15 protein-coding genes and 1 riboswitch are annotated in these 17,771 nt (G+C 70.4%); of the genes, 8 read left to right on the top strand and 7 right to left on the bottom strand.

Annotated features, from left to right (window positions below; genetic code table 11):
- Positions 1-174: 174 nt before the first annotated feature.
- Together B086_RS0136300 and B086_RS0136295 are read right to left on the bottom strand one after the other, a co-directional pair.
- Positions 175-1,641 (bottom strand): sensor histidine kinase, encoded by a 1,467-nt coding sequence (locus B086_RS0136300; protein ID WP_026253146.1) that lies wholly within the window; start codon positions 1,639-1,641, stop codon positions 175-177.
- Positions 1,642-2,141: 500 nt separating this feature from the next.
- Complete coding sequence (locus tag B086_RS0136295; protein ID WP_026253145.1) at positions 2,142-2,792, bottom strand: TetR/AcrR family transcriptional regulator; 651 nt, start codon at positions 2,790-2,792, stop codon at positions 2,142-2,144.
- Between the two features lie 93 nt (positions 2,793-2,885).
- On the opposite strand from B086_RS0136295, the gene B086_RS0136290 reads away from it, so the two are divergent.
- Together B086_RS0136290 and nagB are read left to right on the top strand one after the other, a co-directional pair.
- On the top strand, positions 2,886-3,683 hold the full coding sequence (locus B086_RS0136290; RefSeq protein ID WP_018571351.1) for an SDR family oxidoreductase: 798 nt from the start codon (positions 2,886-2,888) through the stop codon (positions 3,681-3,683).
- A 330-nt stretch (positions 3,684-4,013) separates the two neighbouring features.
- On the top strand, positions 4,014-4,799 hold the full coding sequence (gene nagB, locus B086_RS0136285) for a glucosamine-6-phosphate deaminase (protein ID WP_026253143.1): 786 nt from the start codon (positions 4,014-4,016) through the stop codon (positions 4,797-4,799).
- A 288-nt stretch (positions 4,800-5,087) separates the two neighbouring features.
- On the opposite strand, the gene B086_RS0136280 is transcribed toward nagB, so the two are convergent.
- The 4 genes from B086_RS0136280 to B086_RS0136265 form a co-directional block, all read right to left on the bottom strand.
- Positions 5,088-6,596 carry a glycoside hydrolase family 3 protein gene (locus B086_RS0136280; RefSeq protein ID WP_018571349.1) on the bottom strand — a complete coding sequence of 503 codons (1,509 nt, stop codon included), beginning with the start codon at positions 6,594-6,596 and terminating at the stop codon, positions 5,088-5,090.
- Between the two features lie 9 nt (positions 6,597-6,605).
- Entirely contained in the window at positions 6,606-7,472 is an 867-nt protein-coding gene (locus B086_RS0136275) for a carbohydrate ABC transporter permease (RefSeq protein ID WP_018571348.1), read from the bottom strand.
- Positions 7,469-8,455 (bottom strand): carbohydrate ABC transporter permease, encoded by a 987-nt coding sequence (locus B086_RS0136270; protein WP_018571347.1) that lies wholly within the window; start codon positions 8,453-8,455, stop codon positions 7,469-7,471. Before B086_RS0136270 ends, B086_RS0136275 begins: the two co-directional genes overlap by 4 nt.
- A 137-nt stretch (positions 8,456-8,592) precedes the next feature.
- On the bottom strand, positions 8,593-9,876 hold the full coding sequence (locus B086_RS0136265; protein WP_018571346.1) for an extracellular solute-binding protein: 1,284 nt from the start codon (positions 9,874-9,876) through the stop codon (positions 8,593-8,595).
- A 463-nt stretch (positions 9,877-10,339) separates the two neighbouring features.
- On the opposite strand from B086_RS0136265, the gene B086_RS0136260 reads away from it, so the two are divergent.
- From B086_RS0136260 to B086_RS0136235, 6 genes are all read left to right on the top strand, one after another.
- Positions 10,340-11,104 (top strand): GntR family transcriptional regulator, encoded by a 765-nt coding sequence (locus tag B086_RS0136260; RefSeq protein WP_018571345.1) that lies wholly within the window; start codon positions 10,340-10,342, stop codon positions 11,102-11,104.
- A gap of 149 nt (positions 11,105-11,253) precedes the next feature.
- Positions 11,254-11,532: a DUF3311 domain-containing protein gene (locus B086_RS0136255; protein WP_026253141.1), complete on the top strand. Its 279-nt coding sequence runs from the start codon at positions 11,254-11,256 to the stop codon at positions 11,530-11,532.
- Positions 11,529-13,139, top strand: a complete 1,611-nt coding sequence (gene mctP, locus B086_RS0136250; RefSeq protein ID WP_018571343.1) for a monocarboxylate uptake permease MctP — start codon at positions 11,529-11,531, stop codon at positions 13,137-13,139. The genes B086_RS0136255 and mctP overlap by 4 nt, the downstream gene beginning before the upstream one ends.
- Before the next feature lie 145 nt (positions 13,140-13,284).
- Positions 13,285-13,791 carry a GNAT family N-acetyltransferase gene (locus B086_RS0136245; protein WP_018571342.1) on the top strand — a complete coding sequence of 169 codons (507 nt, stop codon included), beginning with the start codon at positions 13,285-13,287 and terminating at the stop codon, positions 13,789-13,791.
- Positions 13,792-13,878: 87 nt separating this feature from the next.
- A riboswitch (cobalamin riboswitch) is annotated at positions 13,879-13,969 on the top strand.
- A 143-nt stretch (positions 13,970-14,112) separates the two neighbouring features.
- Positions 14,113-16,485, top strand: a complete 2,373-nt coding sequence (locus B086_RS0136240) for a ribonucleoside-diphosphate reductase subunit alpha (RefSeq protein WP_018571341.1) — start codon at positions 14,113-14,115, stop codon at positions 16,483-16,485.
- Complete coding sequence (locus B086_RS0136235) at positions 16,485-17,504, top strand: ribonucleotide-diphosphate reductase subunit beta (RefSeq protein ID WP_018571340.1); 1,020 nt, start codon at positions 16,485-16,487, stop codon at positions 17,502-17,504. The genes B086_RS0136240 and B086_RS0136235 overlap by 1 nt, the downstream gene beginning before the upstream one ends.
- On the opposite strand, the gene B086_RS0136230 is transcribed toward B086_RS0136235, so the two are convergent.
- Positions 17,417-17,680 carry a hypothetical protein gene (locus tag B086_RS0136230; RefSeq protein WP_199790809.1) on the bottom strand — a complete coding sequence of 88 codons (264 nt, stop codon included), beginning with the start codon at positions 17,678-17,680 and terminating at the stop codon, positions 17,417-17,419. The genes B086_RS0136235 and B086_RS0136230 overlap by 88 nt on opposite strands.
- Between the last annotated feature and the right edge of the window lie 91 nt (positions 17,681-17,771).

Here is a 17,771-nt window from a genome sequence, read left to right as displayed (position 1 = left end):
TCCCCGAGCTCTTCGAGCAGGGGTACCCCACCTGATGGGGCAGCAACGAGCGACTGGCCCCGGACCGATCACGGTCCGGGGCTCTTTGCTGCGCCGGGGACCCGGACTGCCACGCCGGGGACCCGAGTTGCCGCGCCAGGGACCGGGGCGCCGTCACCGTGACGGCCACGACGCCTACTTGGCGGTCCCCACCGGGATGTCGAGCAGGACGCGCGTGCCGCGCTCCGGGGCCGGGACCATGTCGAAGGTGCCGCCCAACTCGCCCTCGACCAGGGTCCGCACGATCTGGAGGCCCAGGTTTCCGGAACGGTGCGGGTCGAACCCCTCGGGCAGCCCCACACCGTCGTCCTGGACCGTCACCAGCAGCCGGCCCTCGCGCGTGCTGCCGCCGCGGACCGCGGAGACCTCGACGGTGCCGGTGTCGTCCTGGCGGAACCCGTGCTCCAGCGCGTTCTGGAGGACTTCGGTCAGCACCATCGAGAGCGGGGTGGCGACCTCGGCGTCCAGGATCCCGAACCGCCCGCTGCGCCGGCCGGTGACCTTGCCGGGCGAGATCTCGGCGACCATCGCCAGCACCCGGTCGGCGATCTCGTCGAACTCCACCCGCTCGTCCAGGTTCTGAGACAGCGTCTCATGCACGATGGCGATCGAACCGACCCGGCGGACCGCCTCCTCCAGGGCCTCCCGGCCGCGCTCGGAGTCGATGCGCCGGGCCTGGAGCCGCAGCAGCGCCGCCACCGTCTGGAGATTGTTCTTGACCCGGTGGTGGATCTCCCGGATCGTCGCGTCCTTGGTGATCAACTCGCGTTCGCGGCGGCGCAGTTCGGTGACGTCGCGGCACAGGACCAGGGAACCGATGCGGGTGCCCTTGGGCTTGAGCGGAATGGCCCGGAACTGGATCACCCCGTCACTGGCCTCGATCTCGAACTCACGCGGGGCCCAGCCGCTCGCCAGTTTCACCAGCGCCTCGTCCACCGGCGCGCGGGAGGGGGCGAGTTCGGCGGTGGCCTCGCCGAGGTGGTGGCCGACGAGGTCGGCGGCGAGACCGAGGCGGTGGTAGGCGGACAGCGCGTTCGGCGAGGCGTAGGTGACCACGCCGTCCGCGTCCAGCCGGATCAGCCCGTCCCCCACGCGCGGCGAGGCGTCCATGTCGACCTGCTGGTCGGGGAAGGGGAAGGAGCCCGCCGCGATCATCTGGGCCAGGTCGGAGGCGCTCTGGAGATACGTCAGTTCGAGCCGGCTGGGGGTGCGCACGGTGAGCAGGTTGGTGTTGCGCGCGATGACACCGAGGACGCGCCCCTCGCGCCGCACCGGGATGGACTCCACGCGCACCGGCACCTCCTCGCGCCACTCCGGATCGCCCTCGCGGACGATGCGCCCCTCGTCGAGCGCCGCGTCCAGCATCGGGCGGCGGCCCCGCGGCACGAGGTGGCCGACCATGTCGTCCTGGTACGAGGTCGGCCCGGTGTTGGGCCGCATCTGGGCGACGGACACATAGCGGGTGCCGTCCAGCGTCGGGACCCACAGCACCAGGTCGGCGAAGGAGAGGTCGGAGAGCAGCTGCCACTCCGAGACCAGCAGATGGAGCCATTCGAGATCGGAGTCGTCGAGGGCGGTGTGCTGGCGTACGAGTTCGTTCATGGAGGGCACGCCTGCGAGCGTACCCGGGCGTTTGTACGGTCCTGAAACACCCGGCGGGGCGAGGCGGCCCGGGGCTCGGCTGGGGCGGAGGGACGGCGGTCAGGCCCCCGGAGACACCCGCGGGCCGCGGCGCCTGGGAGGGACCCTCAGCCCTCCCGGCACCGCAGCCCGGAGCAATATCGGCCGTGGGGTGTGCGGTCCCGGTCGGCCGAAGGATGAGGAGCCGGAGCAGTCAGGGCAGAGAGCACCGGTTCCTCGGTCCGTCCTCCTGTGCGGGGAGAACGGAGGTTCGTGTGTTCACCTCGTGTGCACGGACGGGTCGCGCGGTCCGCGGTCCGGGATCCCCCTCGATTGTGGACTAGACCACTTGGGCCTGTCCATGAGCGGGCAGCTGTTCGTTGTGCTTTCTTCATCGAACGGCGTGATCGAACGGCCGTACAGGACCGGCCGGTCCCGCCGGGCACCGGGCGCTCACCAGGCAGCAGCCTAGCCCGCGCGGCTCAGCGGCGGGGCCAGACGGCCAGGGCAATTTCCGCGACCGCCTCCAGCTCCTCACGGCGTGCGCCGTCGCGCGCCTGCTGGGACATGCCCTGGACCAGTGCGCCGACGTACCGGGCGAGTGCGCCGGTGTCGGTGTCGGCCGGCAGCTCCCCGGCAGCGACATCGGCTCGTATCCGGCTCTCGAACGCGGCGATGTTCTCGTTGCGCCGGGCCCGCAGGGACTCCTCCACCTCCGGGGTCGTGCAGTTCGCGGCCGCGTGGATGACCAGGCAGCCGTGCGGGCGGCCCGGCGCGGTGTACTCGGCCGCCGCCTCGCGCAGCATCCGTTCGACGGCGGCGCGCGCCGTGGGCTCCTCGGCCAGGGCGCGTTCGCCGAAGGAGCCGTACCGCTCGCCGTAGTCGCGCACCACTTCGGCGAAGAGCGCCTGCTTGTCGCCGAAGGCCGCGTACAGGCTGGGGGCGCCGATGCCCATGACCCGGGTGAGATCGGAGACGGAGGTGCCCTCGTACCCGTTCTCCCAGAAGGCGAGGACGGCCTTCTCCAGGGCGGTCGCCCGGTCGAACGAACGCGGGCGGCCACGGCGCCTGGTGGCGGGCACGCGCTCCTGCTCTCCGCCGACCTGCGCTTCTTTCTCCTGCTGTGCCTCCATGGAGTGATTTTATAGCGGCCACTAGAGAACTGTCAGCGGGCTGTTGTACGGTCTTTCTGTAGCGACTGCTAGGGAAATGCGAGGGGGCCTGACATGGGCGCCATGGGAACGGACAAGCGGACCGGCGCGACCGGACGGACAGGCGCGCTCGCGGGCCGCACCGCGCTGGTCACCGGGGCCGGCAGGGGCATCGGGCGGGGCGTGGCCGAGCGGCTGGCCCGGGACGGCGCGCGTGTCGCGGTGCACTACGGCAGGAGCGCGGCGGCGGCCGAGGACACGGTCGCGGCGATCGAGGCGGCCGGCGGATCGGCGTTCGCGATCGGCGCCGAGCTGGGCGGCCCCGGCGACGCCGAGGCGCTGTGGGCGGAGTTCGACCGGCACGCGGACGGTCTGGACATCCTGGTGAACAACGCCGGGATCGGGACGTCACAGCCACTGGAGGAGATCGAGGAGAAGGAGTACGACCAGGTCTTCGCGGTGAACACCAAGGCGCCGTTCTTCCTCGTGCGCCACGGCCTCCACCGGCTGCGCGACGGCGGCCGGATCGTCAATGTCTCCTCCGGCCTCGCGCGTACGGCGGTGATGCCGGACAAGGTGGCCTATGCCATGACCAAGGCCGCGCTCGACGTGTTCACCCGGGACCTGTCCAAGCTGCTGGGCCCCCGCGGCATCACGGTCAACTCGGTCGCGCCCGGGATCATCGACACCGACAACACGGCCGGCCTCCTGCACGGCACACCGGGCGGCTGGGACCGGGCGGCGGCGATATCCGCGCTCGGCCGGGTCGGCGCACCGGCGGACGTGGCGGACGTGGTGGCCTTCCTCGTCTCGGACGGGGGACGGTGGGTGACGGGAAGTTGGGTGGATGCGACAGGGGGTTCGCTCACCTGAGGGGACGGCGGGAAGCCCGGAAAGCTCAGGAAGGCGAGGAGCGCGGGAACGCATAGGAGAGGCATGGACACATAGGAGAGAAGGAGACAGGGGGCGCAGGGGGTGGCGGGACAGGGGGCGGAGGGGTAGAGAGGAGACGGGTGACGAGGCCGCGGCGGGCGGTTCGCGGGGTGGTGGCGGGCGCGCGGGCGCGGTGTCCGTGGTGAAGGACCGATGATCGCGCGGGCCGGGTCCCGGGACCCCGATTCTGCTAGATTGGTCTAAACCACACGACCCCTCCTTTCCGGGTCCGGTCCCCTTCTCGGCTCTCCTCAGATCGGCAGGCCCAGCGTGGAAGTTGTCATCGTTCCGGATGCCAGGGCGGGCGGCGAGCTCATCGCCGAGGCCATGGCGCAGCTGCTGCGGCGGAAGCCCGACGCCCTGCTCGGCGTGGCCACGGGTTCTACTCCGCTGCCCATCTACGAGGCGCTGGCGGCCAAGGTTGCTTCCGGTGCCGCGGACACCTCCCGGGCACGGATCGCGCAGCTCGACGAGTACGTGGGGCTGCCCGCCGACCACCCGGAGTCCTACCGGTCCGTCCTGCGCCGGGAGGTGCTGGAGCCGCTGGGGATCGGCATGGAGGCGTTCTTCGGGCCGGACGGCACCGCCGAGGACGTGCAGGGGGCCTGCGAGGCGTACGACGGTGCGCTGGCCGCGGCCGGAGGGGTCGACCTCCAGCTGCTCGGCATCGGCACGGACGGGCACATCGGGTTCAACGAGCCGTGCTCCTCGCTCGCCTCGCGGACGCGCATCAAGACGCTGACCGAGCAGACCCGGGTGGACAACGCGCGCTTCTTCGACGGCGACGTCGAGCAGGTCCCGCACCACGTCATCACCCAGGGCATCGGCACGATCCTGGAGGCCCGGCACCTGGTGCTGCTGGCCACCGGTGAGGGCAAGGCGGACGCGGTCGCCGCGACCGTCGAGGGCCCGGTCGCCGCGGTCTGCCCGGCCTCGGCCCTGCAACTCCACCCGCACGCCACCGTGGTCGTCGACGAGGCCGCCGCCTCCAAGCTGAAGCTCGCCGACTACTTCCGCCACACCTACGCCAACAAGCCGGACTGGCAGGGGATCTAGGGCCTCTCCCCCTCCCCTTCTCCTCCCCTTTCTCCTCCCTCCGTCCCGCGCGGCCCGCTCCGGCCGTGCGCGGACGAGGTGCGCGAGGCGCCGGCGCCCGGTGAGAGCGACCGGCGCCTTTGCCGTACCCGTGCCTTTGCCGTACCCGTGCCGTCGCCGTGTCCCGCGCCGCCTCGGTGTCCCCTGTGTCGGCTGTGTCGGCTGTGCCGACGTCTCCCGTGCCGGGCGGGATGCCCGAAGGCGCCGGTCCCCAGGGGGTGACCGGCGCCTGTGCGGGTGCGGTGCGGGCTACTTCCCGGCGATGATCTCCGCCGCCGCCAGACCGCAGACGCGGGCGGCGCCGTGGGTGGCGATGTGGAGGGCGCCCCGGGGGGTGGCCTGCGGGACGCCCATCTCGACGACGATCGTGTCGGGGCGGGCCGCGATCAGCGTGTCCAGGGCGGCGGCCATCCAGGGATGGCGGTGCTCGTCGCGGACCACCGCCACCACACGCCGGTCGCCGGCCGCCCGCAGGGCCGCCTGTCCGGCGTCGTCGCCGCTGAAGCTGCCGGTCTCCGTGCCGGGCAGGAGCCGGGACAGTTCGGCGGCCACGCCCCAGGGGGTCTCGTCGCCGACCGCGATGTTGGCGACCGGGGTGAAGGCGGCGACGTAGGGCGCGCGGTCGAGCGGAGTGAACGTTTCCGCGACGGTGACCCGCTGGGCCCGGCGGGCCGCGCGCAGACCGACCTCGGGGTCGGCGACGACGGCGGCGCCGGTGGCCGCCGCCTCGGCGGTCCAGCGGGCGAGGGCACGGACCCGTGCGGCGGCGTCGGCGAGCCGCTCCTCGGGCAGGTCGCCGGAGCGGACCGCGCCGACCAGGGCGTCCCGCAGCCGGTCGACGGTCTCCTCGTCCGCGAGGCCGCCGCCCACGCAGATCGCGTCGGCACCCGCGGCGACGGCGAGGACACTGCCCCGCTCGATGCCGTAGGTGTCGGCGATGGCCTTCATCTCCACGGCGTCGGTGACGATCAGGCCGTCGTAGCCCAGTTCGCCGCGCAGCAGTTCGGTGAGCACCCGCCTGGACAACGTTGCCGGAAGGTCCGGCTCCAGGGCAGGCACCAGGATGTGCGCGCTCATCACGGCCTTGGTCCCGGCGGCCACGGCCGCGCGGAACGGCACCAGGTCGCGTGCCTGGAGCACCTCGGCGTCCACGTCGATGCGGGGCAGCGCGTGGTGCGAGTCGACCGCGGTGTCACCGTGCCCGGGGAAGTGCTTGGTGCAGGCGGCGACGCCCGCGGCCTGGAGTCCGCGGACGTAGGCGGCGGTGTGCCGGGCGACCAGGTCGGTGGAGGCGCCGAAGGAGCGGACGCCGATGACCGGGTTGCCCGGGTTGGAGTTGACGTCCGCCGAGGGCGCCCAGTCGAAGTTGACGCCGCACTCGGCGAGCCGCCGGCCGAGTTCGCGGGCGACGTCCTCGGTCAGCTCCACGTCGTCCACCGCGCCGAGCGCGTGGTTGCCGGGGAAGCTGGAGCCGGTGCGCACCTCCAGGCGCGTGACGTCGCCGCCCTCCTCATCGATGGCGACGAGGACGTCCTCGCGCTCGGCGCGCAACCGGGCGGTGAGGGCGGTCAGCTGCTCTGCGGTGGCGACGTTGCGGCCGAACAGACCGACCGAGGCCAGTCCTTCGCCGAGCCGGCGCAGCAGCCAGTCGGGGGCCGTGGTCCCGGTGAAGCCGGGCTGGAGGACGGTCAGCGCGTCGCGGGCGAGACGGTCGCTCGCCGCGTTGGAGGCGGTGGCACCGCCGGCGAATGTCGTCATCGGGTGGCGTTATCCCTTCACGGCGCCCGCGGTCAGGCCCGCGGCCATCTTGCGCTGTACGAGGAGGAACAGAACGACGATGGGCACCGCCATCATGGTGGCTCCGGCCATCATCGGGGCGTATTCGGTGCCGTTCTTGGTGGTGAAGTTACCGAGCCAGACCGTGGCGGTCTGGTTCTGCTGGCTCATCAGCATCAGGGCGTAGAGGTACTCGTTCCAGGCCTGGATGAAGCCGTAGACCGAGGTGGCGACCATGCCGGGGGCGAGCAGCGGGAAGACCACACGGACGAAGGCGCCGGTGCGGGTGCAGCCGTCGACCATGGCGGCTTCTTCGAGTTCCTTGGGGATGTTGACGATGAAACCGCGCAGCGTCCACACCGTGAAGGGGAGCACGAAGGTCAGATACGTGATGATCAGACCGGTCAGCTTGTCGTACTGACCCAGGTCGTTCAGCAGCAGGAAGATCGGGATGATCATGGCGACCAGCGGCACCATCTGCACCGCGAGGATGCCCACGATCACGATCTTGCGGCCCCGGAAGGCGAACCGGGAGATGGCGAGCGCGGCCAGCGTGCCGACCACGATGCCGACGCCCACGACGACCAGGGACACGATCAGGCTGCGCCCGACCGGGCCCCAGAAGTCGGAGACCTCCAGGGCGCGCTTGAAGTTGGCCGTGGTGAAGCCGGTGGGCAGCAGGCTCGGGTCCGGGTCGATGGCGTCCTTGGCCGGCTTGAACGCGGTGTTGAGCATCCAGTAGAGCGGGAAGCCCAGGACGACGAAGACCAGGAGGCCGAGCAGGTTCCAGCCGAGCTTCGGCGCCCGGCGGCGGCGGACCGCGGGGGCGGCGGTGCTCGTGCCGCTCAGGGTGCTCATTCGACCTCTCCGATCTTCAGCATCTGGCGCATGTACACGGCGACCACGCCCAGCAGCAGCAGCACGGTGATCAGGGCGATCGCCGAGCCCTGCGCGTAGTCGTTGACCACGAAGGCGCGGTCGTAGGAGTAGGTGTTGAGGATCTGGAACTCGGCCTCGGGGTGGCCGCCGCGCATGACGAACACCTGCGGGAAGACACCCATGTCCCAGATGACCGACAGGGTCGTGAGCATCACGAGGACCGGCTTGAGGATGGGCAGGGTGACATAGCGGAAGACACCCCAGGCGCCGGCGCCGTCGAGCCGGGCAGCCTCCTCCATCTCCTTGGGCACCTGCGTCAGACCGGCGCTGAGCGTGATGACGACGAAGGGCACGGCGCCCCAGACCACCAGGAGCATGATCACCGCGAGGCCCTGGGGGCCGCTGGCGAACCAGTTGTGGCCGATCAGCTCGACTCCGGGCAGCTTGCTCAGCAGCGCGTTGAGGATGCCGTAGTCGGAGTCGAAGAGCCACTTGAAGACGGTGGTGGCCACGATGACGGGCATGCCCCAGCTCGCCACCAGCGCGATGTTGATCAGCGTCTTGACCCAGCCGGAGACCCGCTGCTGGAGCAGGGCGAGCGCCATGCCGATGACCATGGTGAGGATCACGCAGCCGGCGGCGAAGACGATGGTGCGCACGACGACCGACCAGAACTCGTCGTCGCTGAGCACCTTGGTGAAGTTGGAGAACCCGACCCAGTCGGCCCCCTGGAAGCCCCACAGCTGCGGCTGCCCGAACTTCTGGAAGGACAGCGTGACCAGCCGCACCAGCGGGTAGGCCATGACCAGGGCCAGGATCAGCAGACAGGGGGCGAGCAGCAGCCATGGGGTCGCCGCGCCGCCCGACGTCCGGTTTCTGCGGGGCCGGTCCGCAGCGGCGGGTGGCGGCGCCTGCCGCGGTGGCGGCACCTTGGCAGGGGTGGTCGTGTCTGCGGCACTCATCGCGCGCTCCTCAGCGGCCGTCAGGTGGTACGAAGGCGAAGCAAGGCAAAGCCCGGCACGGCCGTACGGGGAGCGGGCCCCGTGAGACGGCCGTGCGAGAAGCAGGGCCCCGCCCGCGGCAGGGCCCTGCGCTCAGGTCACTTGGTGTTGATGACCTTGTCGATCGCGGCGTCCGCCTCCTTGGCGGCGTCCTCGACCGACTTCTTGCCGGTGCCGATGCTCTGGAGCATGGTCTGCAACACCTGGGCCTTCTCGACCTGGCCCCAGCCCGGCGCCATCGGGACGAACCAGCTGGACTCGGCCGCGGTGGCCGGGACCGCCGTCTTCGGGTCGCTCTTCAGCGTCGCGAGGTCGGTCTTGTTGTTGGGCAGGTTGCCCTTGGCGATCAGGCCCTTCTGGCCGGCGGTGCCGGTGAAGGCGTTGATCCACTCGGCGGCGACGGCCTGCGCCTTGGACTTGACCGGGACGGCGAGGTCCGAACCGCCGAGGAAGACCGGCATGTTCTTGCCGGACGGGCCGGGCATCACGAAGTTCTCGACCTTGTCGGCGAGCTTGCCGACCTTGTCGTTCTTCGGGTCGGCGGCGGTCGCGCCCTCCCAGGCGGCGGCGAAGATCATGCCGGACTTGCCCTGGCCGTAGACGATGGGCCGGTCGGCCTCGTCCTTGGTCTTGTCACCGTGCATGTACTTGTCCAGGACGGCCTTGTAGTCGTTCAGGCCCTTCAGGGACTCCGGCGAGGAGAGGTTGGCCTTCCACTGGCCGCCGTCCTCCTTGGCGATGGAGCCGCCGGCGTCGTAGACGAAGGACATGGCGGCGTACCAGTCACGGCTGGGCTGGTACCAGGCGCTGAACTTGTCGCCCTGCTTCTTCTGCACCTTGTCCAGGTCGGCGATCAGTTCCTGGTAGGTCTTCGGCGTGGTCTTCACATCGGACTGCGCGAAGATGTCCTTGCGCCAGTTGGCGACGCGGCCACCGGCGTAGTAGGGCACACCGTAGGTCTTGCCCTCGTACGTCACGGAGGCCTTGAGGCCGTCCAGCCACCCGGAGGAGTTGTCGAACTTCGACGCGTCCAGCGGGGCGAAGGCGCCCTTGACCATGTAGCCGAGCATCTCGGTGTTGCCCATCTCGACCACGTCGGGGGCCTTGTCGGTGGCGAGCACCGCGTCGAGCTTGGTGTTCTTGTCCGGCCAGCCGTAGTACTCGTGCTTGACCTTCAGCCCCGGGTGCTTCTTCGCCACCGCGTCGTCGGCGGCCTTGACCAGGTCCGGCCAGTTGTTCTGCGCGTCGACGGTGAGCCAGACGGTCAGCTCCTTGGCGTCCGCACCGTTCGAGCCCCCCTTGTCGTCGTCACTGCCGCCACAGGCCGCGATGGAGACCATCATTCCCGCGATACCGATCGCGGCAACAAGCTTGCGCTTCACGCCACCCTCCTCAGGGATGCCACAAACCCCCCTGCCTCCCCGCGGTTGAGCGACAGTCGGAAGCGTCAGCGCACACCGCCCATGGGGCCGGGACCTGGACCAATGGTGTAGACCAGTACGGGGAGCTTGGCCCAGACCAATAGGGCTGTCAAGGGTGCGCCGACCTGCTCAGGTGCTCCGTTATGGGACCGCGATATGCAGGGACCTTTCATTGCTCATGCGGTCAAACGGACGTCTCCGCTCCACTGGACCACCGGCCGTCACTTCCCCCCGGTCGCGCGCCTGTTCGCGTGGACCACCCGGGCCGGGGACGGGCGATGGACTAGACCAGCGGGGGTCACGGCGGTATACAGAGGAGATCACGGAGCGTGCGGGTGCCACCCGTCACAAGAAGCCGTGCCACGATGTGAGCCGTGGCCGACGGGAGTCGGTCGCTTCGGCACTGGAGCCGGGAAGGCAGAGCATGAGCACCGACGTCAGCAGTGCGGAGAACGAGGGTGGGGCGACCGTCCGTACCGCGCGCGTGCCCAAGTACTACCGCCTGAAGAAGCACCTGCTCGACATGACCCAGACGCAGGCGCCCGGCACGCCCGTACCGCCCGAGCGGACCCTGGCCGCCGAGTTCGACACCTCCCGCACGACCGTGCGCCAGGCGCTCCAGGAACTCGTCGTCGAGGGCCGGCTCGAACGCATCCAGGGCAAAGGCACCTTCGTCGCCAAGCCGAAGGTCTCCCAGGCGCTGCAACTGACCTCCTACACCGAGGACATGCGCGCCCAAGGACTGGAACCGACCTCTCAGCTGCTGGACATCGGGTACATCACCGCCGACGACCGGCTCGCCGCCCTGCTCGACATCACCGCGGGCGGCCGGGTGCTGCGCATCGAGCGGCTGCGCATGGCCAACGGCGAGCCCATGGCCATCGAGACCACGCACCTTTCGGCCAAGCGCTTCCCCGCGCTGCGCCGCAGCCTGGTCAAGTACACCTCGCTCTACACCGCCCTCGCCGAGGTCTACGACGTCCATCTCGCCGAGGCCGAGGAGACCATCGAGACCTCGCTGGCCACCCCCCGCGAGGCCGGGCTGCTCGGCACCGACGTCGGCCTGCCCATGCTGCTGCTCTCCCGGCACTCCCAGGACCGCACCGGCCAGCCGGTGGAATGGGTGCGCTCGGTCTACCGCGGCGACCGCTACAAGTTCGTGGCGCGCCTGAAGAGGCCGATGGACTGATCCCGCCCGGCCCCCGCCGCGCCCCTGCGCCCGGTCCCCGGACGGTGTCCGTGGAACCGGTATCCGGACAAGGGGTTCCGTTCGCTTGTCACCGTGACCTAGATTGCCTGCGCATCGCACCGGTGACCAGCACAGGAACGGAGCCGCACATGTCAGATGGGCCAGGAGTGGGCAAAGGGGTGGTGACACCCCTGCGGGTGGTCATCGGCCTCTGCCTCGTCGCGCCGTTCGTGGCGATGCTGTGGGTCGGTTCGTACGCGAAGACCGACCCGACGTTCATCGGCATCCCGTTCTTCTACTGGTACCAGATGCTGTGGGTGATCATCTCCACGGTCCTCACGGTGATCGCCTACCGGCTCTGGCAGTACGACCAGCGCGGGCGCCGCACCGGTGACTCCGCGTCCGCGAAGGGCGGTGCGGCCCGGTGAAGGACGGCGTCAACGGCGTCGCGCTCGGCGTCTTCATCTTCTTCTTCCTGCTCGTCACCGTCATGGGCTTCCTGGCCGCGCGCTGGAGGCGGGCGGACAACGAGCACAGCCTGGACGAGTGGGGCCTGGGCGGCCGGTCCTTCGGCACCTGGATCACCTGGTTCCTGCTCGGCGGCGACCTGTACACCGCCTACACGTTCGTGGCGGTGCCCGCGGCGATCTACGCGACCGGTGCCGCCGGGTTCTTCGCGGTGCCGTACACGATCCTGGTCTACCCGCTGATCTTCACCTTCCTGCCCCGGCTCTGGTCGGTCTCGCACAAGCACGGGTACGTGACGACGTCCGACTTCGTGCGCGGCCGGTTCGGCTCCAAGGGCCTGTCGCTGGCGGTGGCGCTCACCGGCATCCTCGCCACCATGCCGTACATCGCGCTCCAGCTCGTCGGCATCCAGGCGGTGCTGGACGTGATGGGCGTGGGCGGCGGCGAGAACACCAACTGGTTCGTGAAGGACCTGCCGCTGCTGATCGCCTTCGGCGTGCTGGCGGCGTACACCTACTCCTCGGGGCTGCGCGCGCCCGCGCTGATCGCGTTCGTGAAGGACGCACTCATCTACATCGTCATCGCGGTCGCGATCATCTACATCCCGATCAAGCTGGGCGGGTTCGACGACATCTTCGCGGCGGCCTCCGAGAAGTACAGCAAGGCGGGGGCGGGCGGGCTGGCACCGGCCTCGGGCGGTCAGTGGACGTACGCCACCCTGGCGCTGGGCTCCGCGCTGGCGCTATTCATGTATCCGCACTCGATCACCGCCACGCTGTCCTCGCGCAGCCGCGAGGTGATCCGCCGCAACACCACGATCCTGCCGCTGTACTCGCTGATGCTGGGTCTGCTGGCGCTGCTCGGCTTCATGGCGATCGCGGCGGGCGTGAAGGTGCAGAACGGCCAGCTGGCCATCCCGCAGCTGTTCGAGGACATGTTCCCGGACTGGTTCACGGGCATCGCCTTCGCGGCCATCGGCATCGGCGCGCTGGTACCGGCGGCCATCATGTCGATCGCGGCCGCGAACCTGTTCACCCGCAACATCTACAAGGACTTCATCAAGCCGGACGCGACGCCCAAGGAGGAGACCCGGGTCTCCAAGCTGGTCTCGCTGCTGGTGAAGGTGGGCGCGCTGGTCTTCGTGCTGACCATGGACAAGACCGTGGCCATCAACTTCCAGCTGCTCGGCGGGATCTGGATCCTACAGACCTTCCCGGCCCTGGTCGGCGGCCTGTTCACCCGCTGGTTCCACCGCTGGGCGCTGCTGGCCGGCTGGGCGGTCGGCATGGTCTACGGCACGGTCGCGGCCTACGGGGTCGCCTCGCCGACGCAGAAGCACTTCGGCGGCTCGGCCAAGGAGATCCCGGGCATCGGCGAGATCGGCTACATCGGCATGACGGCGTTCGTGCTGAACGTGGTCGTCGCCGTGGTCCTGACCTTCGTCCTCAAGGCCCTGAAGGCCCCCGACGGCGTCGACGAGACCCGTCCCGAGGACTACACGGCCGACGCCGGGGACGCCGGTGTCTCCGCCGAGCTGCCGCCCGCCACCGCGGGCAGCGCCCACTGAGCGGACGCCCCCCTTCGAGGAGGCCGACGCCCTCGACCGGGCCGACGGGCCGCCGGGAGAATCCGGCGGCCCGTCTCCGTGTCCGTGTCCCTCTCCGTGCCCATCTCCGTCTGCGTGTCCGTGTCCGTGCGGCACACTCGGGGCCATGGACCTCGTGATCAGACCGGCGCTGCCCGGCGAGTACGCCGCCCTGGGCGAGATCACCGCCGAGGCGTACCTCCGGGACGGTCTGCTGGACTTCGGCGCCGATGACCCGTACCTGGCCGTGCTGCGGGACGTCGCCGGGCGGGCGGCGGCCTGCGAGGTGCTGGTGGCCGTGGCGCGGGACGAGGTGCTCGGCGGGGTCGCCTTCGTGCCGTCCGGCGGGCCCATGGCGGACATCGCGGGCTCCGGCGAGGCCGAGATGCGCATGCTCGCGGTCGACCGCGCGGCGCGCGGCCGGGGCGCGGGCGAGGCCCTGGTGCGGGCCTGCGCGGACCGGGCGCGGGCCACCGCGGGCTGTGTCCGCCTGGTGCTGTCCACCCAGCGCACCATGCACAGCGCGCACCGCCTCTACGAGCGCCTGGGCTTCGTCCGCACCCCGCGGCGCGACTGGAACCCCTTGCCCCACCTGGACGACATCCGGCTGCTCACCTACGCGTTGACCCTCTGACACCCTCCGCAGTCGGCGCGACACAACATATGGGGGTGGCTTCCACACCCGGCACAAGATGTATGCTCATCCTCGCTGTCGTCGCAGGGGAATCCGGTGCGAATCCGGAACTGTCCCGCAACGGTGTACTCGTACGCACATGCCCTTATGGCCGCATACGAGCGTCAGTCCGAGGACCTGCCGACAGTGCGCCCGGCCGTCCGGTCCGGGTGTTGGACGTCCGGGCCTCGCGGAATGGGCCGGTGGACGCGGCGCCGTGCGCGCGCGTGTGCCGCTCCCTGCCCTCGGCGAGGCTCCGTGCCGAGCGAGGGAGAGCCACACGTGACCATCGCGCCCGCCGATCCGGTCTCAGCCGAGGGCCGCCTGGAGAACGACGGTCCCGGTGCCGCGCTGCTGCGGACCCTGACCGAGCTGACCGCCGACCTCCCCGACGCCGACCCCGGCCGGGTCGCCGCCGCCGCGCTGCGCGGCCGCTCGGCCCGCGCGGACGAGGCGGAGCTGCGGGAGCTGGCCACCGAGGCCGCGGCCGGGCTCATCTCCGAGGACCCCGCCTACTCCCGGCTCGCCGCCCGTCTGCTGACGCTCTCCATCCGGGCCGAGGCCGCCTCCCAGGGCGTCACCTCCTTCACCGAGTCCGTCGCCGTGGGCCACCGGGAGGGACTGATCGCCGACCGGACCGCCGCGTTCACCCGGCTGCACGCGGCCCGCCTGGACGCGCTGGCCGACCCGGCCGCCGACGACCGCTTCGGCTACTTCGGCCTGCGCACCGTGCACAGCCGCTATCTGCTGCGGCACCCGATCACCCGCAAGGTGATCGAGACGCCCCAGCACTTCATGCTGCGGGTGGCCGCCGGTCTCGCCGAGGACGACAGCCCCCGGGCCGTCGACGAGGTCGCCGCGCTCTACGGGCTGATGAGCCGCCTGGACTACCTCCCCTCCTCCCCCACGCTCTTCAACTCCGGCACCCGCCACCCGCAGATGTCCTCCTGCTACCTGCTCGACTCCCCCAAGGACGAGCTGGACAGCATCTACGACCGCTACCACCAGGTCGCCCGGCTCTCCAAGCACGCGGGCGGCATCGGCCTCGCCTACTCCCGCATCCGCTCGCGCGGTTCGCTGATCCGCGGCACCAACGGGCACTCCAACGGCATCGTGCCGTTCCTGAAGACCCTCGACGCCTCGGTGGCCGCGGTGAACCAGGGCGGGCGGCGCAAGGGCGCGGCGGCCGTCTACCTGGAGACCTGGCACTCCGACATCGAGGAGTTCCTGGAGCTGCGCGACAACACCGGTGAGGACGCGCGCCGCACCCACAACCTCAACCTGGCGCACTGGGTACCGGACGAGTTCATGCGCCGGGTCAACGCCGACGCGCAGTGGTCGCTGTTCTCCCCGGCGGACGTGCCGGAGCTGGTGGACCTGTGGGGCGACGAGTTCGACGCGGCCTACCGCAGGGCGGAGGAGGCCGGGCTCGCGCAGAAGACGCTGCCCGCCCGCGAGCTGTACGGCCGGATGATGCGCACCCTGGCGCAGACCGGCAACGGCTGGATGACCTTCAAGGACGCCGCCAACCGCACCGCCAACCAGACGGCGGAGCCGGGCCACGTCATCCACTCCTCGAACCTGTGCACGGAGATCCTGGAGGTCACCGACGACGGGGAGACCGCGGTCTGCAACCTCGGCTCCGTCAACCTCGGCGCCTTCGCCGACCCCGAGACGGGTGACCTGGACTGGGAGCGGCTGGACGAGACGGTCCGTACCGCCGTCACCTTCCTCGACCGGGTCGTCGACATCAACTTCTACCCGACCGAGCAGGCGGGCCGCTCCAACTCCCGCTGGCGGCCGGTCGGCCTGGGCGCGATGGGCCTCCAGGACGTCTTCTTCAAGCTGCGCCTGCCCTTCGAGTCCCCCGAGGCGAAGGCCCTGTCGACCCGCATCGCCGAGCGGATCATGCTGGCCGCCTACGAGGCGTCCACCGACCTCGCCGAGCGCAGTGGCCCCCTGCCCGCCTGGGAGAAGACCCGCGCCGCCCGGGGCGTGCTGCACCCCGACCACTACGACGTGGAGCTGACCTGGCCCGAGCGCTGGGCGGCCCTGCGCGAGCGGATCGCCGCCGTCGGCATGCGCAACTCGCTGCTGCTGGCCATCGCGCCGACCGCCACCATCGCCTCCATCGCGGGCGTCTACGAGTGCATCGAGCCGCAGGTCTCCAACCTGTTCAAGCGCGAGACGCTCTCGGGTGAGTTCCTCCAGGTCAACTCCTACCTGGTGCGCGACCTCAAGACGCTCGGCGTCTGGGACGCCCGCACCCGCGAGGCGCTGCGCGAGTCCAACGGCTCGGTGCAGGACTTCGCGTGGATCCCGGAGGACGTACGGCGGCTGTACCGCACGGCGTGGGAGATCGGGCAGCGCTCTCTGATCGACATGGCCGCGGCCCGCACCCCGTTCCTCGACCAGGCGCAGTCGCTGAACCTGTTCCTGGAGACGCCGACCATCGGCAAGCTCTCCTCGATGTACGCCTACGCCTGGAAGCAGGGGCTGAAGACCACCTACTACCTGCGCTCCCGTCCGGCGACCCGGATCGCCCGCGCCGCCCAGGCGCAGACCCGCGCCGCCGTCCCCGCCCAGCAGGTGGCCGACCCCGACGCGGTCGCCTGCTCCCTTGAGAACCCCGAGTCCTGCGAGGCCTGCCAGTAATGACCAGCACCACCCGTAACAAGAACCTGCTCGACCCGGGCTTCGAACTGACCCTGCGTCCCATGCGGTACCCGGACTTCTACGACCGCTACCGGGACGCCATCAAGAACACCTGGCACGTGGAGGAGGTCGACCTCCACTCGGACGTCGCCGACCTCGCCAAGCTCACCCCGAGCGAGCAGCACCTGATCGGCCGCCTGGTGGCGTTCTTCGCCACCGGTGACTCGATCGTCGCCAACAACCTGGTGCTCACGCTCTACAAGCACATCAACTCCCCGGAGGCGCGCCTGTACCTGTCGCGCCAGCTGTTCGAGGAGGCCGTGCACGTCCAGTTCTATCTGACGCTGCTGGACACCTATCTGCCCGACCCGGAGGACCGGGCGGCGGCCTTCGCGGCGGTGGAGAACATCCCCTCCATCCGCGAGAAGGCGGAGTTCTGCTTCAAGTGGATGGACTCGGTCGAGAAGCTGGACCAGCTGGAGAGCAAGGCGGACCGCCGGCGCTTCCTGCTCAACCTGATCTGCTTCGCCGCGTGCATCGAGGGCCTGTTCTTCTACGGCGCCTTCGCCTACGTCTACTGGTTCCGCAGCCGCGGCCTGCTGCACGGTCTCGCCACGGGCACCAACTGGGTGTTCCGGGACGAGACGATGCACATGTCGTTCGCGTTCGACGTGGTGGACACCGTCCGCAAGGAGGAGCCTGACCTCTTCGACGACCAGCTGGAGCAGCAGGTCACCGACATGCTGCGGGAGGCCGTCGAGGCCGAGTTGCAGTTCGCGCGCGACCTGTGCGGTGACGGCCTCCCGGGGATGAACACCGAGTCGATGCGGCAGTACCTGGAGTGCGTGGCCGACCAGCGGCTGACCCGCCTGGGCTTCGCTCCGGTCTACGGCTCCGAGAACCCCTTCTCCTTCATGGAGCTCCAGGGTGTTCAGGAGCTGACCAACTTCTTCGAGCGGCGTCCGTCCGCGTACCAGGTCGCGGTGGAGGGCACCGTCGACCTGGACGAGGACTTCTGAGCCTCCCGCTCACGCGTCGCGGACTCCTGGTCCCGGTGGGCCTGCTGTGCCTCCCTGATGCTGCGGTCGATGCGCCGGTCGCGCAGGATGCCGAGCACCGAGGGCAGCACCATCAGGACCAGGAGTCCGAAGGTGAAGAGCATTCCGATCAGGGCTTCTGTCTGGTCTGCGTTCATGGACACCACTGTCGCGCCGGACGCTCCTGACCGTGAGTGGCAGGACTGCCGTAGACCTTCAAATTCCTGCCATCGGTGCGGCACACTGGTG

This window comes from Streptomyces sp. PsTaAH-124, from assembly GCF_000373685.1.
GTDB classification, from domain to species: Bacteria; Actinomycetota; Actinomycetes; order Streptomycetales; family Streptomycetaceae; genus Streptomyces; species Streptomyces andamanensis.
Note: the sequence above shows the minus strand (reverse complement) of the source record. Positions and strands in the feature narration are given on the sequence as shown.

Bases quoted from the DNA above. Each gene is read 5' to 3' on its own strand.
- B086_RS0136300 (WP_026253146.1), bottom strand. From the start codon at position 1,641: ATGAACGAACTCGTACGCCAGCACACCGCCCTCGACGACTCCGATCTC.
- B086_RS0136295 (WP_026253145.1), bottom strand. From the start codon at position 2,792: ATGGAGGCACAGCAGGAGAAAGAAGCGCAGGTCGGCGGAGAGCAGGAG.
- B086_RS0136290 (WP_018571351.1), top strand. From the start codon at position 2,886: ATGGGCGCCATGGGAACGGACAAGCGGACCGGCGCGACCGGACGGACA.
- B086_RS0136280 (WP_018571349.1), bottom strand. From the start codon at position 6,596: ATGACGACATTCGCCGGCGGTGCCACCGCCTCCAACGCGGCGAGCGAC.
- B086_RS0136275 (WP_018571348.1), bottom strand. From the start codon at position 7,472: ATGAGCACCCTGAGCGGCACGAGCACCGCCGCCCCCGCGGTCCGCCGC.
- B086_RS0136270 (WP_018571347.1), bottom strand. From the start codon at position 8,455: ATGAGTGCCGCAGACACGACCACCCCTGCCAAGGTGCCGCCACCGCGG.
- B086_RS0136260 (WP_018571345.1), top strand. From the start codon at position 10,340: ATGAGCACCGACGTCAGCAGTGCGGAGAACGAGGGTGGGGCGACCGTC.
- B086_RS0136255 (WP_026253141.1), top strand. From the start codon at position 11,254: ATGTCAGATGGGCCAGGAGTGGGCAAAGGGGTGGTGACACCCCTGCGG.
- B086_RS0136245 (WP_018571342.1), top strand. From the start codon at position 13,285: ATGGACCTCGTGATCAGACCGGCGCTGCCCGGCGAGTACGCCGCCCTG.
- B086_RS0136235 (WP_018571340.1), top strand. From the start codon at position 16,485: ATGACCAGCACCACCCGTAACAAGAACCTGCTCGACCCGGGCTTCGAA.
- B086_RS0136230 (WP_199790809.1), bottom strand. From the start codon at position 17,680: ATGAACGCAGACCAGACAGAAGCCCTGATCGGAATGCTCTTCACCTTC.